At 72.2% G+C, this 16265-nt stretch carries 12 protein-coding genes and 1 pseudogene; 6 read left to right on the forward strand and 7 right to left on the reverse strand.

The genetic code is table 11. The features are described 5' to 3' along the window. A pseudogene (locus tag K7C98_RS13080) lies at positions 1 to 413 on the forward strand (hypothetical protein); the annotation flags it as partial. Between the two features lie 9 nt (positions 414 to 422). Here the strand turns inward: K7C98_RS13080 and K7C98_RS13085 are convergent. Together K7C98_RS13085 and K7C98_RS13090 are read right to left on the reverse strand one after the other, a co-directional pair. Continuing rightward, entirely contained in the window at positions 423 to 722 is a 300-nt protein-coding gene (locus K7C98_RS13085) for a hypothetical protein (RefSeq protein WP_224191966.1), read from the reverse strand. 170 nt (positions 723 to 892) lie between these two features. Further along, positions 893 to 1474, reverse strand: coding sequence for a TetR/AcrR family transcriptional regulator (locus K7C98_RS13090; protein WP_224191967.1), 582 nt, complete (start codon positions 1472 to 1474; stop codon positions 893 to 895). A gap of 157 nt (positions 1475 to 1631) precedes the next feature. On the opposite strand from K7C98_RS13090, the gene K7C98_RS13095 reads away from it, so the two are divergent. Together K7C98_RS13095 and K7C98_RS13100 are read left to right on the forward strand one after the other, a co-directional pair. Continuing rightward, positions 1632 to 2831, forward strand: a complete 1200-nt coding sequence (locus K7C98_RS13095) for a cytochrome P450 (protein ID WP_224191968.1) — start codon at positions 1632 to 1634, stop codon at positions 2829 to 2831. A gap of 36 nt (positions 2832 to 2867) precedes the next feature. Further along, positions 2868 to 3065 carry a ferredoxin gene (locus K7C98_RS13100; RefSeq protein ID WP_224191969.1) on the forward strand — a complete coding sequence of 66 codons (198 nt, stop codon included), beginning with the start codon at positions 2868 to 2870 and terminating at the stop codon, positions 3063 to 3065. 3 nt (positions 3066 to 3068) lie between these two features. On the opposite strand, the gene K7C98_RS13105 is transcribed toward K7C98_RS13100, so the two are convergent. From K7C98_RS13105 to K7C98_RS13120, 4 genes are all read right to left on the reverse strand, one after another. Then, entirely contained in the window at positions 3069 to 4325 is a 1257-nt protein-coding gene (locus K7C98_RS13105; protein ID WP_224191970.1) for a DUF1552 domain-containing protein, read from the reverse strand. Positions 4326 to 4794: 469 nt separating this feature from the next. Continuing rightward, positions 4795 to 6243: an amidohydrolase family protein gene (locus K7C98_RS13110; protein ID WP_431312832.1), complete on the reverse strand. Its 1449-nt coding sequence runs from the start codon at positions 6241 to 6243 to the stop codon at positions 4795 to 4797. A gap of 335 nt (positions 6244 to 6578) precedes the next feature. Continuing rightward, a complete protein-coding gene (locus tag K7C98_RS13115) occupies positions 6579 to 7601 on the reverse strand; it encodes an MYXO-CTERM sorting domain-containing protein (RefSeq protein ID WP_224191972.1) in 1023 nt (340 codons plus the stop codon). Between the two features lie 120 nt (positions 7602 to 7721). Then, positions 7722 to 9212 carry an FG-GAP-like repeat-containing protein gene (locus K7C98_RS13120; protein ID WP_224191973.1) on the reverse strand — a complete coding sequence of 497 codons (1491 nt, stop codon included), beginning with the start codon at positions 9210 to 9212 and terminating at the stop codon, positions 7722 to 7724. Between the two features lie 283 nt (positions 9213 to 9495). Here K7C98_RS13120 and K7C98_RS13125 point away from each other — a divergent pair, with 283 nt between their 5' ends. Then, positions 9496 to 10956 carry a tetratricopeptide repeat protein gene (locus K7C98_RS13125; RefSeq protein WP_224191974.1) on the forward strand — a complete coding sequence of 487 codons (1461 nt, stop codon included), beginning with the start codon at positions 9496 to 9498 and terminating at the stop codon, positions 10954 to 10956. 73 nt (positions 10957 to 11029) lie between these two features. Here the strand turns inward: K7C98_RS13125 and K7C98_RS13130 are convergent, their stop codons facing one another. Continuing rightward, a complete protein-coding gene (locus K7C98_RS13130) occupies positions 11030 to 11413 on the reverse strand; it encodes a four-helix bundle copper-binding protein (RefSeq protein ID WP_224191975.1) in 384 nt (127 codons plus the stop codon). A gap of 659 nt (positions 11414 to 12072) precedes the next feature. Here K7C98_RS13130 and K7C98_RS13135 point away from each other — a divergent pair. Both K7C98_RS13135 and K7C98_RS13140 read left to right on the forward strand, forming a co-directional pair. Next, positions 12073 to 15243: a serine/threonine-protein kinase gene (locus tag K7C98_RS13135; protein ID WP_224191976.1), complete on the forward strand. Its 3171-nt coding sequence runs from the start codon at positions 12073 to 12075 to the stop codon at positions 15241 to 15243. Between the two features lie 2 nt (positions 15244 to 15245). After that, the gene (locus K7C98_RS13140) at positions 15246 to 16211 is read left to right on the forward strand and encodes an ADYC domain-containing protein (protein ID WP_224191977.1); all 966 of its coding nucleotides are present in this window, start codon (positions 15246 to 15248) and stop codon (positions 16209 to 16211) included. The last annotated feature ends 54 nt before the right edge of the window (positions 16212 to 16265 follow it).

Genomic DNA, 16265 nt, shown 5'->3' on the forward strand with positions numbered 1-16265 from the left:
TGCTCGGGCTCTCGCCGTACCTCGGCCTGAAATATCGCTACAGCTTCGCCATGCTGAGCAACCTCCGCGTCGACGACGCCCGGTGGAACAGCTTGATCATGCCGCGGTGGATCCGCCTGACCCGCCACGACCCATTCGTCCATGTGCTCCGGGTCCAGCCGCCGATCCCCCGCAGCAACAAGAACGAGCTCGTCCTCGCGCCCGGCGTCTACACGCCCGAGGAATTCCGCCGGCGCTTCGAGGCGGCGCGGCAACGACGCTCCGCGCTGGAGCTGCGATACCAGGGACAGTCGATCACGAGCCCCGACCTCGCCGCAGATCTCGGCCTCGCCGGGTTCGTCCATTCGCTGCCGGCGCGGCCGCTGCACCAGCCGGCCCTGACGCTGACGGCCCCGCAACAGTGCATCCATTGACGCCGCGGCTCACAGCACCGCCGACAGCACCTGGATCGCGCCGACCATCGCCACCACCGTCGCCGCCGCGATCAGCGGCTTGCTGCCGACGCGCAGGTACAGCAGCACGCCGCTGACCGCCAGGAGCCCGCCGAGCAGCAGCGCGAGCGGCAGCCCCGTGCCCGCGAGCGACACCACCTTGAACAGCATCAGCGCCTGCACGCCGCTGCCGACCAGCGCGAGGATCGGCAGCAGGCGCGGCCGCGTGCGCAGGAACAGCAAGATCGACGCCGACAGCGCTGCGAGGACGAGGACGGTCGCGACGTTCATCGCGTCACTCTACGCCGCCCGGCCGCCCTTGTCAGTCGCGGCGCTGCGAGGTCGCGCGCCCCCCGATCGTGGATCTCGACCCTCGCACTCGCGTGTCCTCGTCCGCCAGGCCGAGGCCGCCGAGAGCTCCGCGTCGATCGCTCGCGGCGCACGCGACGGCGCTCGCGCACCTACCGGCGCTTCGGGCGGGGACGGCCGAGCAATCGGCTGCCGACCTCGAGGAGGTTCTCGCGCAGGGTCTCGTCGTCGACGCCCGCATACTCGGGAGCGCCGCCCGCCATGGCGAGCCCCGTGAACACCACGTGCACCGTGATCGCGTCGCCGAGCCCGGGCTCGTCGCCGGCGAGCACCGCTCGCATCCTCGTCCTGAGGTCCTCGCCGCGCGGCGCCTGGAACGTCCTCGTCACCACGCGCTGCATCCCGGGGTCGCTGTTGTAGAGGCCGAGCAGCGAGCGCTGGCGCATGATGAGCTCGACGAACCCGCGCAGCACGTGATCGATCTGCGCGCCGCGGGTCCGCTTCGTGCGCGCCGCCTCGATGATCTGCTCGAGCTCGAGCAACGTCGGCGCGGCCACCGCCTCGGCGATCTCGTCCTTCGTCTTGAACCAGTAGTACACCGCCGCCTTCGTCACACCGAGCTCATCGGCGATCATCTGCAGCGACGTGGCCTCCACGCCGTGTGCGCTGAACAGCTTCAGCGCGGTGTCGAGCAGTCGCGTTCGGGTGTCGGTGGGCGCGGTGCTGGCGGTCATCTGCCCTCCTCGCGGGGCACGACACACTACCTCGCTCCTCGCCGGGCTCCAAGTCGCGCGCTAGCCGATCGGCTTGCAGGCTGCTAGCCGATCGGCTAGCTTGCCGCGGGCTCGCGGGAAGGGCTCTCGCGTCATGTCCTGCATCGAGGTGAAACCCATGTCAGCCGATCTCATTGCCCCGCTCACCATGACTCGAACCTGCCCGCACGCGCCGCCGGCGGAGCACCGCCGGCTCCGCGCCGAGGCGCCGGTCGCCAGGGTGAAGCTGCCCAATGGCCTCACCGTATGGGCCGTGACCGCCCACGAGCACATTCGCACCATTCTCTCCGATCCGCGGTTCAGCTCGAATCGGCGGGATCCCGGCTTCCCCTACCTGACCCGCGAGCGCCCGCCCTCGAGCGACCTCAAGCGGATGCTGCTCGAGCTCGATCCGCCCGAGCACGGGCAGGCGCGCCGGAGCGTGCTCGGCGAGTTCACGCTGCAGCGGATCCGCGCGCTCGGGCCGCGGATCCAGCAGATCGTGGACGAGCACATCGACGCCATGCTGGCCGGCCCGCGCCCGGTCGATCTGGTGCAGGCATTCTCGCTGCCGGTGCCCTCGCTGGTGATCTGCGAGCTGCTCGGCGTGCCGTACGCCGACCACGAGTTCTTCCAGACGCGCTCCGCGACGCTCGTCAATCAGAACGCGGCGCCCGAGGAGGTCGGCCGGGTCGTCGGCGAGCTCATGACGTACCTCGGCAACCTGGTGGCCGCCAAGGCGCAGAACCCCACCGACGATCTGCTGGGCCGCCAGATCGCCAGGCAGCGCGAGAGCGGCGAGGTCGATTACCAGGACCTCGTCAGCATGGCGTTCCTCCTGCTGATCGCCGGGCACGAGACCACCGCGAACATGATCTCGCTGACCACGCTGGTGCTGCTGCAGCAGCCGGACAAGCTGGCCGCCCTCCAGCGCGCTCCGGCGAAGACCCTGGCCGCGGTCGAGGAATTGCTGCGGTACTTCACCATCGCCGAGCAGGCGCTGGGCCGCGTCGCCATCGCGGACGTGGAGATCGGCGGGGTGCTGATCCGGGCCGGAGAAGGCGTGCTCCTGCTGGCCAACACGGGCAACCGCGATCCGGAGGTGTTCACCGACGCGGACGAGCTCGACCTCGAGCGCGGCTCGCGGAATCACCTCGCGTTCGGCTTCGGCCCGCACCAGTGCCTGGGTCAGAACCTGGCCCGCCTCGAGCTGCAGATCGTCATCGACACCCTGTTCCGGCGCATCCCCGGGCTGCGGCCCGCCGTGCCCGAGGACGAGCTCTCGTTCAAGGTCGACGCCACCGTCTACGGCATCCGCGAGTTCCCGGTCACGTGGTGAGCGACGAACATCTCTCTTCGACGAGGAAGAACGACCATGCGAGTCTTGATTGACGAGAACAAGTGCTGCGGGGCCGGCCAGTGCGTGCTGATCGCGCCCAGAGTGTTCGACCAGCGCGACGACGGCATCGTGATCCTGCTCGACCAGGCGCCCCCGAAGGAGCTCCACGCCGCCGTCCGCGAGGCGGCGTGCGTGTGCCCCGGCGCCGCGATCGCGCTCGAAGAGCGGGAGTGACCCTCAGCCCAGATCGAGCGCGCCGGTGCAGTACTCGGGGTTGCCGAAGCTCATCTCCTCGATCCCCATCACGTGCATGCACCCGACCCACAGGTTGTTGTGCGGCACCTCGCCGGCGACCTGCAGCCAGCGCCCCGTCTTGACCGCGCCGCCCGCCCTTCCGGCGAGGACGTACGGCATCTGGTTGCGATCGTGGTTGTTGCCCTTCTGGTGCTCGTTGACCCACACGAGCAAGGTGTTGTCGAGGACCGTGCCGTCGCCCTCGGGGATCGCCTTCAACTTGGCGACCAGGTAGGCGAACTGCTCCGCGTACCAGGTGTTGATCCGGATCAGCTTCTCCTGCGCCTCCTCGTTGTTGTCGCCGCGGTGGGACAGCTCGTGGTGCGCCTCGGGGATCGACAACCACGGGAACGGGTCGATGTTCGACGAATTGGCCCACATGATCGACGCCACCCGCGTCAGGTCGCAGGCGATCGCCATGGCCAGGAGATCCATCTGCAGCTTGCCGAGCTTGGGGACGTTCACCAGCGCCTGCAGGTCGGACTCGACGGCGAACTCGGGCGGCTTGCACACACCCCCGGCGCTGCTGCCGGACTCGAGCCGCATCTCGATGTCGCGGACCGCCGCCAGATGGGCCTCGAGCTTGATCCGGTCGGACGCGCCGAGCCGCGGCAGGAGCCGCCCGTAGTCGGCCGCGACGGCGTCGAGGACCCTCCGGCGCTCGGCGACCCTGCGGGCGCTCTCCGTCGCCGGCAGGTGCAGGTCGCCGAAGATGCGGGCGAACGCGGCCGCCGGATCGACCTCCGGCGGGAGCGGCTGCGCCGGCCCGCGGTACGACAGCCGCGAGCTGACGGTCGCGCCCTTGATCCGCACCCCGAACTCGAGCGAGCGAAACTTCGTCGAGTTCGAGATGGCGTCGGCGATCTTCTGGTCGATCGAGATCCCGTCGGCCCAGCCGGCCGTGAAGTCGGTGCTGCCCTTGAAGTTGCCCTCTTGCAGCTCGGTGCCGGTCAGCGCCTGCCCCGTCCCTTTCTGGTGGGCGTCTCCCGGCCCGTGGTAGGCCGACAGCGCGTCGACGCCGTCGAGCACGACGATGTCCTGCCTGTGCGGCTCGAGCGGCTGGAGGATCCGGCCCAACTTGAACGCGGCCTGGCTGCCCGTGGGCCGCCAGTGCTTCAGGACCGTGCCATTCGGCGTATAGAAGACGATAAAGCGCTTCGGCGCGGCGGAGCGCGGGTCGGGCCCACCGGTGCTCGCCATGGCTTCGAGGAAGGGTAGCGCCACGCACGCGCCGGCGGCTCCCCTGAGCAGGGTACGTCGAGAGAGTGTGGATTTTCTCATACGATTGCTCCTTCGCCCGCGCGGGCGCGGCTGTGAACATTTGTTTCCATTGCGATCGGAATCGTGTTCATGCCTGGATGCTCGCCGGGCGCGGCTCCGCCCGGCAACGCGGCCCGGGACGCTCCGTATGCCAAGGACTGAACGACACCCTCGCGGGCGAGATGTGTTCGCAAGCATGGACAGCGGCCGTCGCTCATGAGCCGCGGCATGCCGGCGGGACGTGGCCCTGCCCGGCCCGTCCACGGCTGCATGCAATGGACCGCGCGGCGAGCGCCTGTGCTCCCCGTCGCAATCATGGCAGAGCGGGGGCCCGCCCTGCCGCGAGATTCGCCATTCCCCCGACGTCCGTGCCGCCCACCTCGACCGACTCGCGGCGGCCGTGGCCGTCCTATCGCCCGAATCCCGGCGGCGTGTTCTTGTAGATCACGCCGTCCTTCATGATGACCAGGAGGTTCTTGCCGGGGTCCGCCAGCAGCCGGATCTCTCGCAGCGGATCGCCGTCGACCACCAGCAGATCGGCCAGCGCGCCCTGTTCGACCACCCCCAATTTTCCCGGGTAAGGGTTGCGCGGCCCGGACAGGGCGAGCAGCTCGGCATTGGTCGATGTGGCCATGATCAGCGCCTCGGCGGGCGTGTACCAGTGGGTAAGATCGGCCAGCATCGCCCCCTGCCGCTCCGCCAGCGCCGCGGAGAACAGGATATCGGTGCCGAACGCGGTCTTGATGCCGTACTTCTTCGCCAGCGCGTAGACCCTGGCGGTGCCGCTCACCACCTGCCGCATCTTCGCCTGCTCCGCCGGCCCCAGCGCCGCGGCGCCGCCCTGGTCCAGGAACGGCTGGGTGCTCAGCCAGACGCCTCTTTGCGCCATCAGCCGCGCGGTGCTGTCATCCATCAGGTGCCCGTGCTCGATGCATTTCACCCCGGCCGCGATCGAGCGCCGGATCGACGCCGACGTATAGGCGTGCGTGCAGACATAGGTGCCCCAGTTGTCCGCCGCCTCGACCGCGGCGTGGAGCTCCTCCTGCGTGAACGTCGACACGTCGAGCGGGCTGAACGGCGAAGCCACGCCGCCGCCGGCCGTGAGCTTGATCTGCGTCGCGCCGCGCATGAGCTGCTCGCGCACGCGTAGCCGCACCTCGTCCGGACTGTCGGCGATCGCGGCGCCGCCGAGCTGCTCGACCCGCGACGGCCGGCCGCCCAGGGTCCGCGGCAGCTCGGAGAGCTGGCGGAAATCGCCGTGGCCGCTGGTGACCGTGATCACCGCCCCGGACGGATAGATCCGCGGCCCGGGCAGCAGCCCCTCGTCGATGGCGCGCTTCAGGGCGAAGCTCGGGCCGCCCATGTCGCGCACGCTGGTGAATCCGCGCATGAGCGTCGCCGTGGCTTCGACCCCGGCCTGCAGATTGGTGTAACCCGCGTCGTCGACCAGGAGCGCCGCCGGCGTGGAGCGGACCAACATCGCGTGCCAGTGCATGTCGGTCAGGCCCGGCATGAGCACGCGGCCCGCCGCGGGGATGACAATCGCGTCGGGCTCGGCGGCGATGGGCTCGGTGGAGATCCGTTCGATGACGTTGCCGCGCACCAGCACGTGCGAGGGCGCAGAGAGCGTGGCGCGCCGGCCGTCGAAGATCCGCACGTCCTCGAACAGGGTGAGCCGCGCCGGGGCCTTCGCAGCGGCCTCGCCGGGCCCGGGCTTCGGCGCCGGCGAATGTGCCAGGCCCGGCTGGGTCGCGGCGAAGGCGAGCAGCGCCACGACGCCGAGCTTCAGCGGCGTGCGCGAGCGCGACGGACGGGCGGAGCGACCGGGTGACGCGTCCGACGCGTGGCTCGAGTTCATGGTGCGTGCTCCTCCATCGTCGACGCGTGCGCCTCGTCGCTGCGTTGCTCTGCGCGGAGCATCGCCGACGGCCCGCAGCGTGGACGACGGCCGTACCCCGGCAAGCGCGCCCCGCCGTGGAAGAGCGGGCGGCTGCGTCACCCGCAGCCTGCGCCACGCCCCGGCGGGACGGGCTCACCGCGAGCGAGCGAGCAGCGCGGCACGAGCCCAGGCACGGCGGGGCCGGCGCGACGCGCAGGCCGACGCGAGCCGCGGGGTCGGGGTCGTCACCGGCTGTCCTCGGGGACAGATCACGAGCGCACGCCGCCGTGCGCCTCGGACCTGCGCCACGCGCATCACCGACGGCGCCGTCGCCGGGCCAGCACCCAGAGCAGCGCCGTCGACACCAGCAGCGGCCCGCCCGCCCCCGAATCGTGGGTGACGCAGCCGCAGCCGTCTCGGCAGATCGACTTTCCCCACACCGACGACTGCTCCTCCAGGATCTCGCCGCACTTCTCGCTGTCCGCCGCGAGCATGCCGGCGATCGCGGTCTCCTTCGAGATCGCCGGCACATCCGAGCTGCAGGTGGCCTCGTACGTTTGATTCGGCTCGAGCACTGCGGCGGTGAGGTAGTCGCCTGCCTGCGTGACGAGCACGGAGTCACCGAGCGACAGCGTCCGGTCGTACTCGACAGAGTTGGGCGTGACAGTGTCATCCACTTTCCACTCCGTCGTGCCGTGGATGGCGTCGACCCGGACCTCGAGAGCGGCGTCCGTCCCCTCGACGACGACGCCCTCCAGGACTGCACGATTGTCGGGGTCGTTGAACTGGCCGCAGAAGCAATCCAGGGCCTTCGTGACGAAGCAGTAGGACGGCTGGATCCGCCCCGCCTCCGCGGCCGTGAGCCCGGATTCGTCGAGCCACGCCAGCAGCGCCGCGTCGCCCGCCAGCTCGCGGATCCACGCGAAGTTGCGGCGCGCCGCGACCTCGGCCACCAGCGCCGTGTGCCCGGTCGACTCGATCAGCCGCGCCATCGCGCAGCGCGTGCCGTGAGGATCGATGAAGATCGGGATCCGCTCGCGCGACACATGGTTGCGCGGGAAGCGGCCCGCGCGAGCGTAGCGCGCCAGCTCCTCGATCAGCCGCTCGCGCGCCGCTCGCTGCGATGCGCCGAGGTGCGTGACGTCGCGGCTGCGCAGCTCGAGCAGGACCTCGCGGAAGTGGGCCTGCAGGCGGGCCTGCTCGCGCGCGAGGCGATCGGCGAGCCGCTGCGCGCCGCCGGTGCCGTGACACCGGGCGCGCCGGGTACGAGGCGGACGTCGTGAGCGCGAGCGAGGACCGTGGGACTTGGGGGAGCTCTCGAGGTCAGCGCTGAACATGCGACGGAGTCTACGCCGCCTCGCCCACCCGGACGTGCTCGCCCGGCTCGAGGTCGCGAAGCCACGTCGGCCCATGGACGACCTCGACGTCGTGAGCCCCCCGAGGTGACTTGCGATCAGCTACGGACCGGCGCGCACGAGGGCGAGTTGATGGGTCGCGTTGCCGGCGACGATCTCGGCCTTGCCGTCGCCGTCGAGGTCGCCGGCGGCGAGCGCCCTCGGCGACAGCTGCGAGCCGGCGAAGTAGCTCTGTGTGCACTCGAGCCAGCACATCGTCGAGTCGGTGAACTGGACCGAGAAGCCGGCGGAGGTCGGCTCGAGCGAGATGACGTCCTTGCAGCCGTCGCCGTCGACGTCGCCGGCCGCGGCCGGGCGCGCACCGGCCTCGACGACCCGATCGACGGGCCAGCCGGAGATCCAGGTGGTGACGATCTCGACGTTCTGGACGATCCGGTGGCCGATGACCTCGTCCGTCTGGTCGCCCTCGAAGTCGGCGGTCATCAACGCGGAGTGCTCGGTGGTGCCGAGGGCGTCGAGGATGAGGAGCTCGTTGTAGGCGCCGCCCTCGAATCGGTGGACCGCGACGTCGGGGCCGAAGGTGCTGCGCGCCGCGAGGTCGAGGGCGCCGTCGTTGTCCATGTCGCCCATCGCAGCGGCAGGGAACGAGCCGGCGAGGGCGACCTGCTCGGTGCCGAAGCCGCCGAGGCCGTCGCCGAGGCGGACGACGAGGTCGTGGAGCTCGCCGCTGTGCGCGGCGAGATCGACCGCGCCGTCGCCGTCGACGTCGCCGGCGAACAGGGCGAGCGGCAGGTGACCGAGCTGGCCGGGGACGGGGGCCGTGAACTCGGCGTCCTGTCCGAACAGCAACGCGAGCTCGCCGACCGCGAGGGGGCGCAGGACGGCGAGGTCGAGCTCGCCGTCGCCGTCGAAGTCGGCGGCCGCGATCTGCACGGGCTCGTCGCCGGCGAGGCCGGTCGGGAAGACGCCGCCGGGGGCGAGGCCGCCCAGACCGTCGCCCAGCAAGACCTCGACCTCGCCGGGGCGGGCCACGGCGACGTCGAGGTCGTCGTCGCCGTCGAGGTCGGCGACGACGAGGGCGTCGGCCGGACCGGCCAGATCGACGAAGCTGAGCTCGAGGGCCTGACGGTCGCAGAGCGGGATGACGGCGACCTCCTGGCAGACCAGGTCGAAGTCCTCCTCGCAGACCTCGCCGTAGGCGCAGCCCTCGTCGTCGTAGCATTCGTTGTCGTGGTAGCAGCCGTCGCCGGGGACGCAGTAGCCGCCGTCGCCGCAATAGGAGCAGGGGCCGCAGTCGTCGGGGTCGCACTCCGGCTCGGGCGGCCGATCGGTCGGGTCGATCGGGCCGGTCGTGTCGGTCGTCGGCGCGCCGGTGGGATCGCCCGGCTCGCCGGTGGGATCGCCCGGCTCGCCGGTGGGATCGCCCGGCTCGCCGCTCGTGGGCTCGCTCGGCGAGGGCGAGCCGTCCGTCGCGGGCGAGTCACTGGTCGAAGTCGAAGGAGAGTCGCCGGTCGTGTCGCTCGGGGTACCAGGCCCGCAAGCGACCCCGGCGGCAAGGGTGACGGCCAGTCGGCCGCGCAAACGAATACTCATGGTGGCATCGTCGCACGTCCGGCGGCCCGCCGTCGCCTCGGAGCGGCTCCAATCTCGTCGCGGGCTGCAGACCTCGAGTCGGCAGCCCCGGGCAGTCGAAGCTCGTCGAAGCGCCCGCGCACGATCGAGCCGCCCGCTCCGATTCGTCCGTGTCGCATCATTGGTGTCGCCGCCGGGCGCTCGCGGGGGCACGATGCTCGCGGCGAGCACTCGAAGGCCGATCTCGCGGAGCGTCGCACAGGCCGACCTCGACAGCGCCGCGTGAGTCTGCGAAGGTCCGCGCATGATCAGGGCGTGGACCGGAGCGTGGGCTGTGATGATCGCCGGCTGTACTGGCGGCGCGCCGGATCTGAACCCGGGCAGCCCGACGGCCCCGACGAAGGCGACGCCGGTGGCCGCGGACGTGCCGACGAAGGTCGCTTCGGGCGCCCCATCGCCGGCAGGCGCGAGCGCGGGCGCCGGCGAGGACTGGCTGGTGTGGTGGTTTCACGACGACACCTGGCGCACCCGCTGGCTGCGCGTCGAGGGCGAGGCCGCGAGCGTGGTCGGCCAACGTGAGGCGCTGATCGTCGGCGACGCCGCACGTCTGTGGCAGATCGAGCGCGCCGACACCGAGGTCGCGGTGAAGTCGTGCCAGTGCGCGCACGACGACCTGAAGCGTTGCCCCGACGACGGCAAGGTCACGATGTTGGGCCTGCGCGCGCGCGAGCTCGGGGGCGACGCGACGGTGACGATCCACGAGGCCAGGGCCGAGCCGCTGCAAGGCGACGACATGGAGTTCGGCCTGCAGGTCGTCGGCGGCGCGCAGGCGCGGCTCATCGTCGAGTCCAGCGAGGGCGGCTACTTCTGCGGCGCGCACGGCTCGTACGACGTCGCCGACACCGTGTTCGACGTGGCGGCAGGGCGGAAGCTCGAGCTGCCGGCGGACTGGTGGAAGCAGCTGCCGGAGCCGATCCGGCGCGCGGCGGTGCAGAGCATCGAGAAGGAATACAACGGCTGCCAGGGCGCCGATCTGTCGACGGACCAGCTCATGAACGAGTACGTCCGCTTCGCCGGGGCCGCGCTGGCGCTCGTGCGCGGGGCGCCGACGATCACGTGGAAGCTCGCGGCCGAGGTGATGTACGTCTGCTCGTCGGACTACGCCTTGACGGGAACGTCGACCTCGGGGCTCGTCGCCGAGGCGGCCCCGCTGGGTCTGGCGGGTCCGCTGCCGGCCGGCCTGAGCGCGGCGCTGACGTCGATCGGCGACGCCGAGTCGCTCGGGTTCTCGCGCCTGACGCTGCCCGACCCGGAGCGCGCGGCCAGGCTCGCGGCCTTCACCGCCGCGAGCGAGCGGCCGTGGCCGGCCCTGTCGACGAGGGCGCGGGGCGCGGGCGGCAGCGCCGGGCAGGCGAAGGTCGACGAGGGCCGCAAGAAGACGCGCGAGAAGAGCTACGCGGAGGCGATCGCCGCCTTCGACGCGGCGCTCGAGCTCGACGCCGATCTGGCGTCGGCGTACGCGGGCCGCGGCTACGCGCACCTGCTGGCCGGCGACCGCGAACGGGCCCGCGCCGACTTCAAGACCGCGCTGCGCAAGAGCGACGAGGCGAAGCTCCAGGCGGCCGTTTGGTTCAACATGGGCACTCTGGCGGTCCAGGAGAACGACACGAAGGCGGCGCGGACGGCCTTCGAGAAGTCGCAGGCGCTGCGGCCGAGCAAGCAGGCCGAGGCGGCCCTGGCCGGCCTCGCCGCCCCGGGCAACTGACGCGAAGGCCGGGCGGCTCCGCGGCGGCCGTCGCCCATTCACGCGACCGTTCGCCGGTGAGATCCGCGGCGGGTCAGGCCGCCTTTTGCTGCGACGGACCGCGCGCCAGCTTGCGGCACTCGTCCGCGCACGACTTGCACGCGCGGGCGCACTGCTGACAATGCGGCACCTGGTACTTCGCGCACTCGGTCCCGCACGCCTCGCAGACGTCGGCGCAGAGCTGGCACAGTCGCTGCGCGTGCTCGCTGCAGCGCGACAGCAACGCCGCCGTCATGAAGCAGAAGTCTGCGCAGTCCTGATTCATGCGGATGCAGCGCGCCATCTCGGCCACGTTCGTCTCTGCGAGGCACGCGGACCCGCACATCTCGCACGCCGCGGCGCAGGCCATGCACGCGTCGATGCACGCCTGGAATTGCGGGGCTTGCTGCTGGCCCTGATGAGACTGCCGAGTCGCCATGATGAGCTCCTTTCGGATGGGTCGGGTGGAACGCGGAGCGGGACGCCCACGAACATGTCACCGCCGACTTCGCGGTCACGTCGCGCCAGCGATCGCCACACCCGCCTCCGCCCGCAGGACCTGGCGGCGGCGATCCGCACCCCTGCCCTTTCCGCCGGCGATGCGCTCCCCTCGCGCACGCGCCGGCAGCGAAGCTCGCGCCGTCGCCGGCCGGGCTCGCAGCGCGCACCGCCGCACGGCGGGCCCCAGCGGCGACGCGACACATTCCGAAGTTGAGCTTCTCGCCGGCCGCGCTCGACGAGGCGCTGCGCGCCGCGATCGCGTCGTACGACCCGGTGAGTCGCGGAGCTCCCGCGAGCTCAGCCCTCCAGCACCGGCAGCACGAGCGCCGACGGTGCGCGTTCGGCATGGACGTGACAGCAATACAGGCAGCGCCGGGGCGCAGCGAATCGACGCACGTGATCGTCGGTCCGCGACGGCCTCGTGACGATGCGACGGCCAGCTCGAGCGCTCCGGGTGCAGCGCGGGGGCACGGGTCGCGCAGGCCTCGGCGCGCGCGCTCGTGGCATTCGAGCGCGCAGGACGGCCGCAAATACTGTCGTGCACGCGCACGGACGTGGCCTCGCCATCGCTCTCGGCGCGAGATATGCTCCCCGGGGATGTCACACCCCACGCTCGGCAGCTCGGGACCCGACCTCGCCGGACGAGCAGCGTGGGCCGTCGAGAGCACCCTCGAACGACCGCCCGGCCCGCCCGCCGAGCCGGGGCCGGGCGGGCCGCAGCTCAAGGAGCTGATCCTCTCGCGGCTGTTCGCGAGCGAGGCGAGCCCGCCGCAGATCGGCCGCTTCACGCTCCTGCGTCTGCTCGGCGAGGGCGGGATGGGCACCGTCTACGCCGCGTACGACGAGGACCTCGATCGCAAGGTCGCGATCAAGCTGGTCCGCGCCGGGTCGACGCCGCAACCCGACCGCTCGCGCGCGCGGATGCTGCGCGAGGCCAAGTTGACGGCCCAGCTGTCCCATCCCAACGTCATCACGGTCCACGAGGTCGGCGAGCACGCCGGGCAGATCTTCATCGCCATGGAATTCGTGCGCGGACAGCCGCTGGACCGCTGGCTGCTGCAAGCAGACCCGCGCCGGCCCGACTGGCGCAGCGTGATCGCGGTGTTCGCCCAGGCGGGAGCCGGCCTCGTCGCCGCCCACCGGGCGGGCCTGGTCCACCGCGACTTCAAGCCGCAGAACGTCATCGTCCGCGACGACGGCGGCGTGAAGGTCCTCGACTTCGGCCTCGCCTGCGCGTCGCCGCTGGACGAGGCCCGCCGCTCGAGCGAGGACGCCCGGGATCGCGAGCTGCCGCCCCCCGCTCCCGTCGCCCCGCTGACCCAGACCGGCGCGGTGCTGGGCACGCCCGCGTACATGTCCCCCGAGCAACACCTCGGTCAGGCCACCGACGAACGCAGCGACCAGTTCAGCTTCTGCGTCGCGCTGTGGGAGGCGCTCCACGGCCAGCACCCCTTCGAAGGGTCGACCTTCGTCGCGCTTCAGGCCTCGGTCCTGGCCGGGCGGGTGCGCCCGTGGCCGGCCAATTCTCCGGTCCCCGCCCGGCTCCGCCGCCTCCTCGTCCGCGGCCTCGCCGTGCGCCCGGAGGACCGCCACCCCTCGCTCGCCGAGCTGCTCACCGCGCTGGCGTACGACCCGGCGGCGACGCGCAGGCGCTGGTGGGCGGCCGGCGGCCTCGTGGTCGCGGCCTCGATCGCCACCTACGCGCTGGCGCCTCGCGGCGCGGGCGAGCAGCCGCCGCCCTGCTCGGGGGTCGCCGACGAGTTCGCGGCGGTGTGGAACGACCCGCGCCGCGACGCCGTGGCTGCGGCGATCCGGGCGACCGGCCTGTCCTACGCCGAGGCGACGTGGACGCGCGTCGAGGCGGCGCTCGACGCCTACGCGCGCGACTGGGTCGAGATGCGCGCCCAGTCGTGCCAGGCCCACGCCGACGCGCTCGAGTCCGATCGCCACTACGACCTCCGGACCGCCTGCCTCGCCCGCCGACGCGCCGCCGTCGACGCGCTGACCTCGCTGCTCGCCCAGGCGACGGACGCGGACGTCGAGAACGCCGCCCGGGCGGTGTCCGAGCTGCCCTCGCTGGCCGCCTGCGCCGACACCGAGGCGCTAGCCGCCGCCCTCCCGCCGCCCGAGGACCCCGCGGTCGCGCGCGCGGTCGACGAGCACCGCGGCACGCTGGCGCAGGCGCGCGAGTACGAGGCCCTCGGGCGCTACGACGAGGCCCGCGCCTGGATCGCGCCGGTGCTCGCGTCGGCGGAGGCGCGCGCGTACACGCCGCTGGCGGCGGAGGCCGCGCTCGCGCTGGGCGCCGTCGAGTTGAGCGCGACCCGCTTCGAGGCCGGCACGGCGGCGCTGTCGCAGGCGCTCGAGGCGGCGCTGCGGGCGGGCCAGCTCGACGTCGCCGCGGAGGCCCTGGCCCGCCGGATCTTCACCCAGGGCCAGACGGGCGCCACGCAGGAGGCCCTCCACGACGTGCCCCTGGCCCGCGCCCTGGTCGACCGCTCGCGGGACGAGCAGCTGCGGTGGTTGCTGCAGAACAACATCGGCGCGGTGCAATTCATGCTGCGCCGGTTGCCGGAGGCCAGGGAGCACTGGCTCGCCGCGCTGGCGACGAAGGAGCGGCTCGGCGACGAGCACGACATGGAGTACGCGTTGACGCTCGGCAACCTCGGGAGCGCCGAGACGGCGCGCGGCGACATCCGCTCGGCCTGGACGTACCAGCAGCGCAGCCTCGCCGTCGCCGAGCGGGTGTTGGGGCCCGAGCACCCGGCCACCGCGCTGATGAGCTACGGCCTGGCCCGGATCGACCACTACAGCGGCCGGCTCCGCGCCGCGCAGGCGCGCATGAATGCGGCCACCGAGGTGATGGCGCGGGCCTACGGCCGGCACGCCGAGGGGCTGTTCGACAGCTACCTGCAGCTCGCGGCGCTGAGCAACGACCGGCGGGCCTTCGCGGACACGCTGGAGTTCCTCGAGCGAGCGTCTGCCGTCCGGGCCGCGCACGACCTCGCGGCCCACCGCAATCTCCTGTACATCCACGTCCACCGCGCCGTCGCCCTCGCCGGCCTCGGGCGGCACGCCGACGCGTCCGCCGAGCTCGACCTCGGCATGGCGCTCGTCGAGGCTGCGCAGAGCTCGATGCACGACCCGGCCGACGTCCACGACGCCCGCGGCCGGATCGCGCTCGCGCGCGGCGACGCCGGCGCGGCGCTCGCCGCCCACCGCCTCGCGCTGACCGTCCGGCAACAGGCGCCCGACAGCTCGCCGGCGCTGCTCGCCTTCGCCGAGTTCCGGGTCGCCACGGCGCTGCACGCCGCGAACGAGGTCGACGTCGCCGCCACCCTGGCCACGACGGCCCTGGCGCGCTTCCTCGACTCGCCGCAGCGCCAATTCACGTGGGTGCTCGCGGAGCTCCGCCTCGGGCTCGGCGACATCCTCCTCGACGCCGGTCGCCCGGCCGAGGCGCTCGAGCACCTCGAGACCGCGCGTCTCGACCTCGCGGCGATCGCCGAGCCGGACAACCCCACGCTCGCGCGGCTCGAGTTCGGAGTCGCGCGCGCGCTACACCACCTGTCTCCCGCGGAGCGCGAGCGCGCCACGGCGCTCGCCCGCGGAGCCCTCGCCTCGCTGCGCGGCTACGGCCCCGGCTTCCGCCGCGAGACGGAGGCCGTGGAGCGCTTTCTTCGCGACCGGCTCGAAAATCGTCCCTCGGGCCCAATTGAAAGCGCCGGAGCTCCGATGAAAGAGGGCACACCACAGGCCTTACCATGATGATGACCGCCCGCCGCTTCGCCCTCGCCACCACCACCCTCGCCCTCGTCGCCGCCTGCGACCCCGCGCTCGACGCACCCGTCGTGGACGACGAGGTCACGTTCCGCTGCGACCCGCTCAAGGGCACCTGCGGTCCGATCAGCAACACCCCCTTCACCGGCGCCCTCAACATCTCGCCCCTCGACACCCAGGGCAACCTCTACGAGAACATCCAGGTCCACGACGTCATCCTGTTCAACTCGATCGTCCTCGACGAGTTCTGGGCCGAAGACGGCCAGCTCTTCGGGCGCAAGGGCACGGTCACCTTCTCGGGCATCAACTTCCTGGGCGCGCGCTTCGAGCTGACCGCGTGGGGCGAGGACCTCGCCCTGCTCATCACGCAGGTGACGCCGCCCCCGGGCGTCGAGGTGTTCTGGCTGTACCAGTTCGAATGGACCGACGACAACGGCAGCGACAACCCGGTGTGCCTCCCGACCGAGCCGACCGGCGATCTGCGGGCCGTGGTGCACGCCGACCTCGTCATCGACGGGGCCACGGGCGACGTGACCTCGCGCCCGGACACCGTGTACATCGCGTGCCTGCGCGGCGCCGCCGGTGAGATCGCCTACGGGCCGCTCGGTTACGGCTTCCGCCCGTTCGAGGTCGGGCTCGCCGCTTTCGAGGCGGCCATGGACTTCCTGCGGGCCAACTACTGCGACGACGGCAAGTCCTGGACGGAGTACGGCCAGCCCATCTCCTACGCCGACAAGTGGGGCATCGGCGGCGGCGTACAGCTCGGCCACACCGACGCGGTGTGGGGCCTGAACGGGGCGCTGTGCATCGGTTCGGAGCTGCGCGCCGGTTTCACGTACGACGACATCGAGTGTCCGTCGGGGACCAAGCCGCCCAAGTGCAGCGACGCCACCGCCGCGGCCACCTACCTGGCGTCGGGCCGGTTCTGGACGGCGATCCCCCCGCTCATGCCGTGACCCGGTCCTTTCGATCCTGCCTCGCGCCGGCAGCAGACAGGCCGGCAAGGCGCG

The organism is Nannocystis pusilla, assembly GCF_020073745.1.
Taxonomy (GTDB): domain Bacteria; phylum Myxococcota_A; class Polyangia; order Nannocystales; family Nannocystaceae; genus Nannocystis; species Nannocystis radixulma.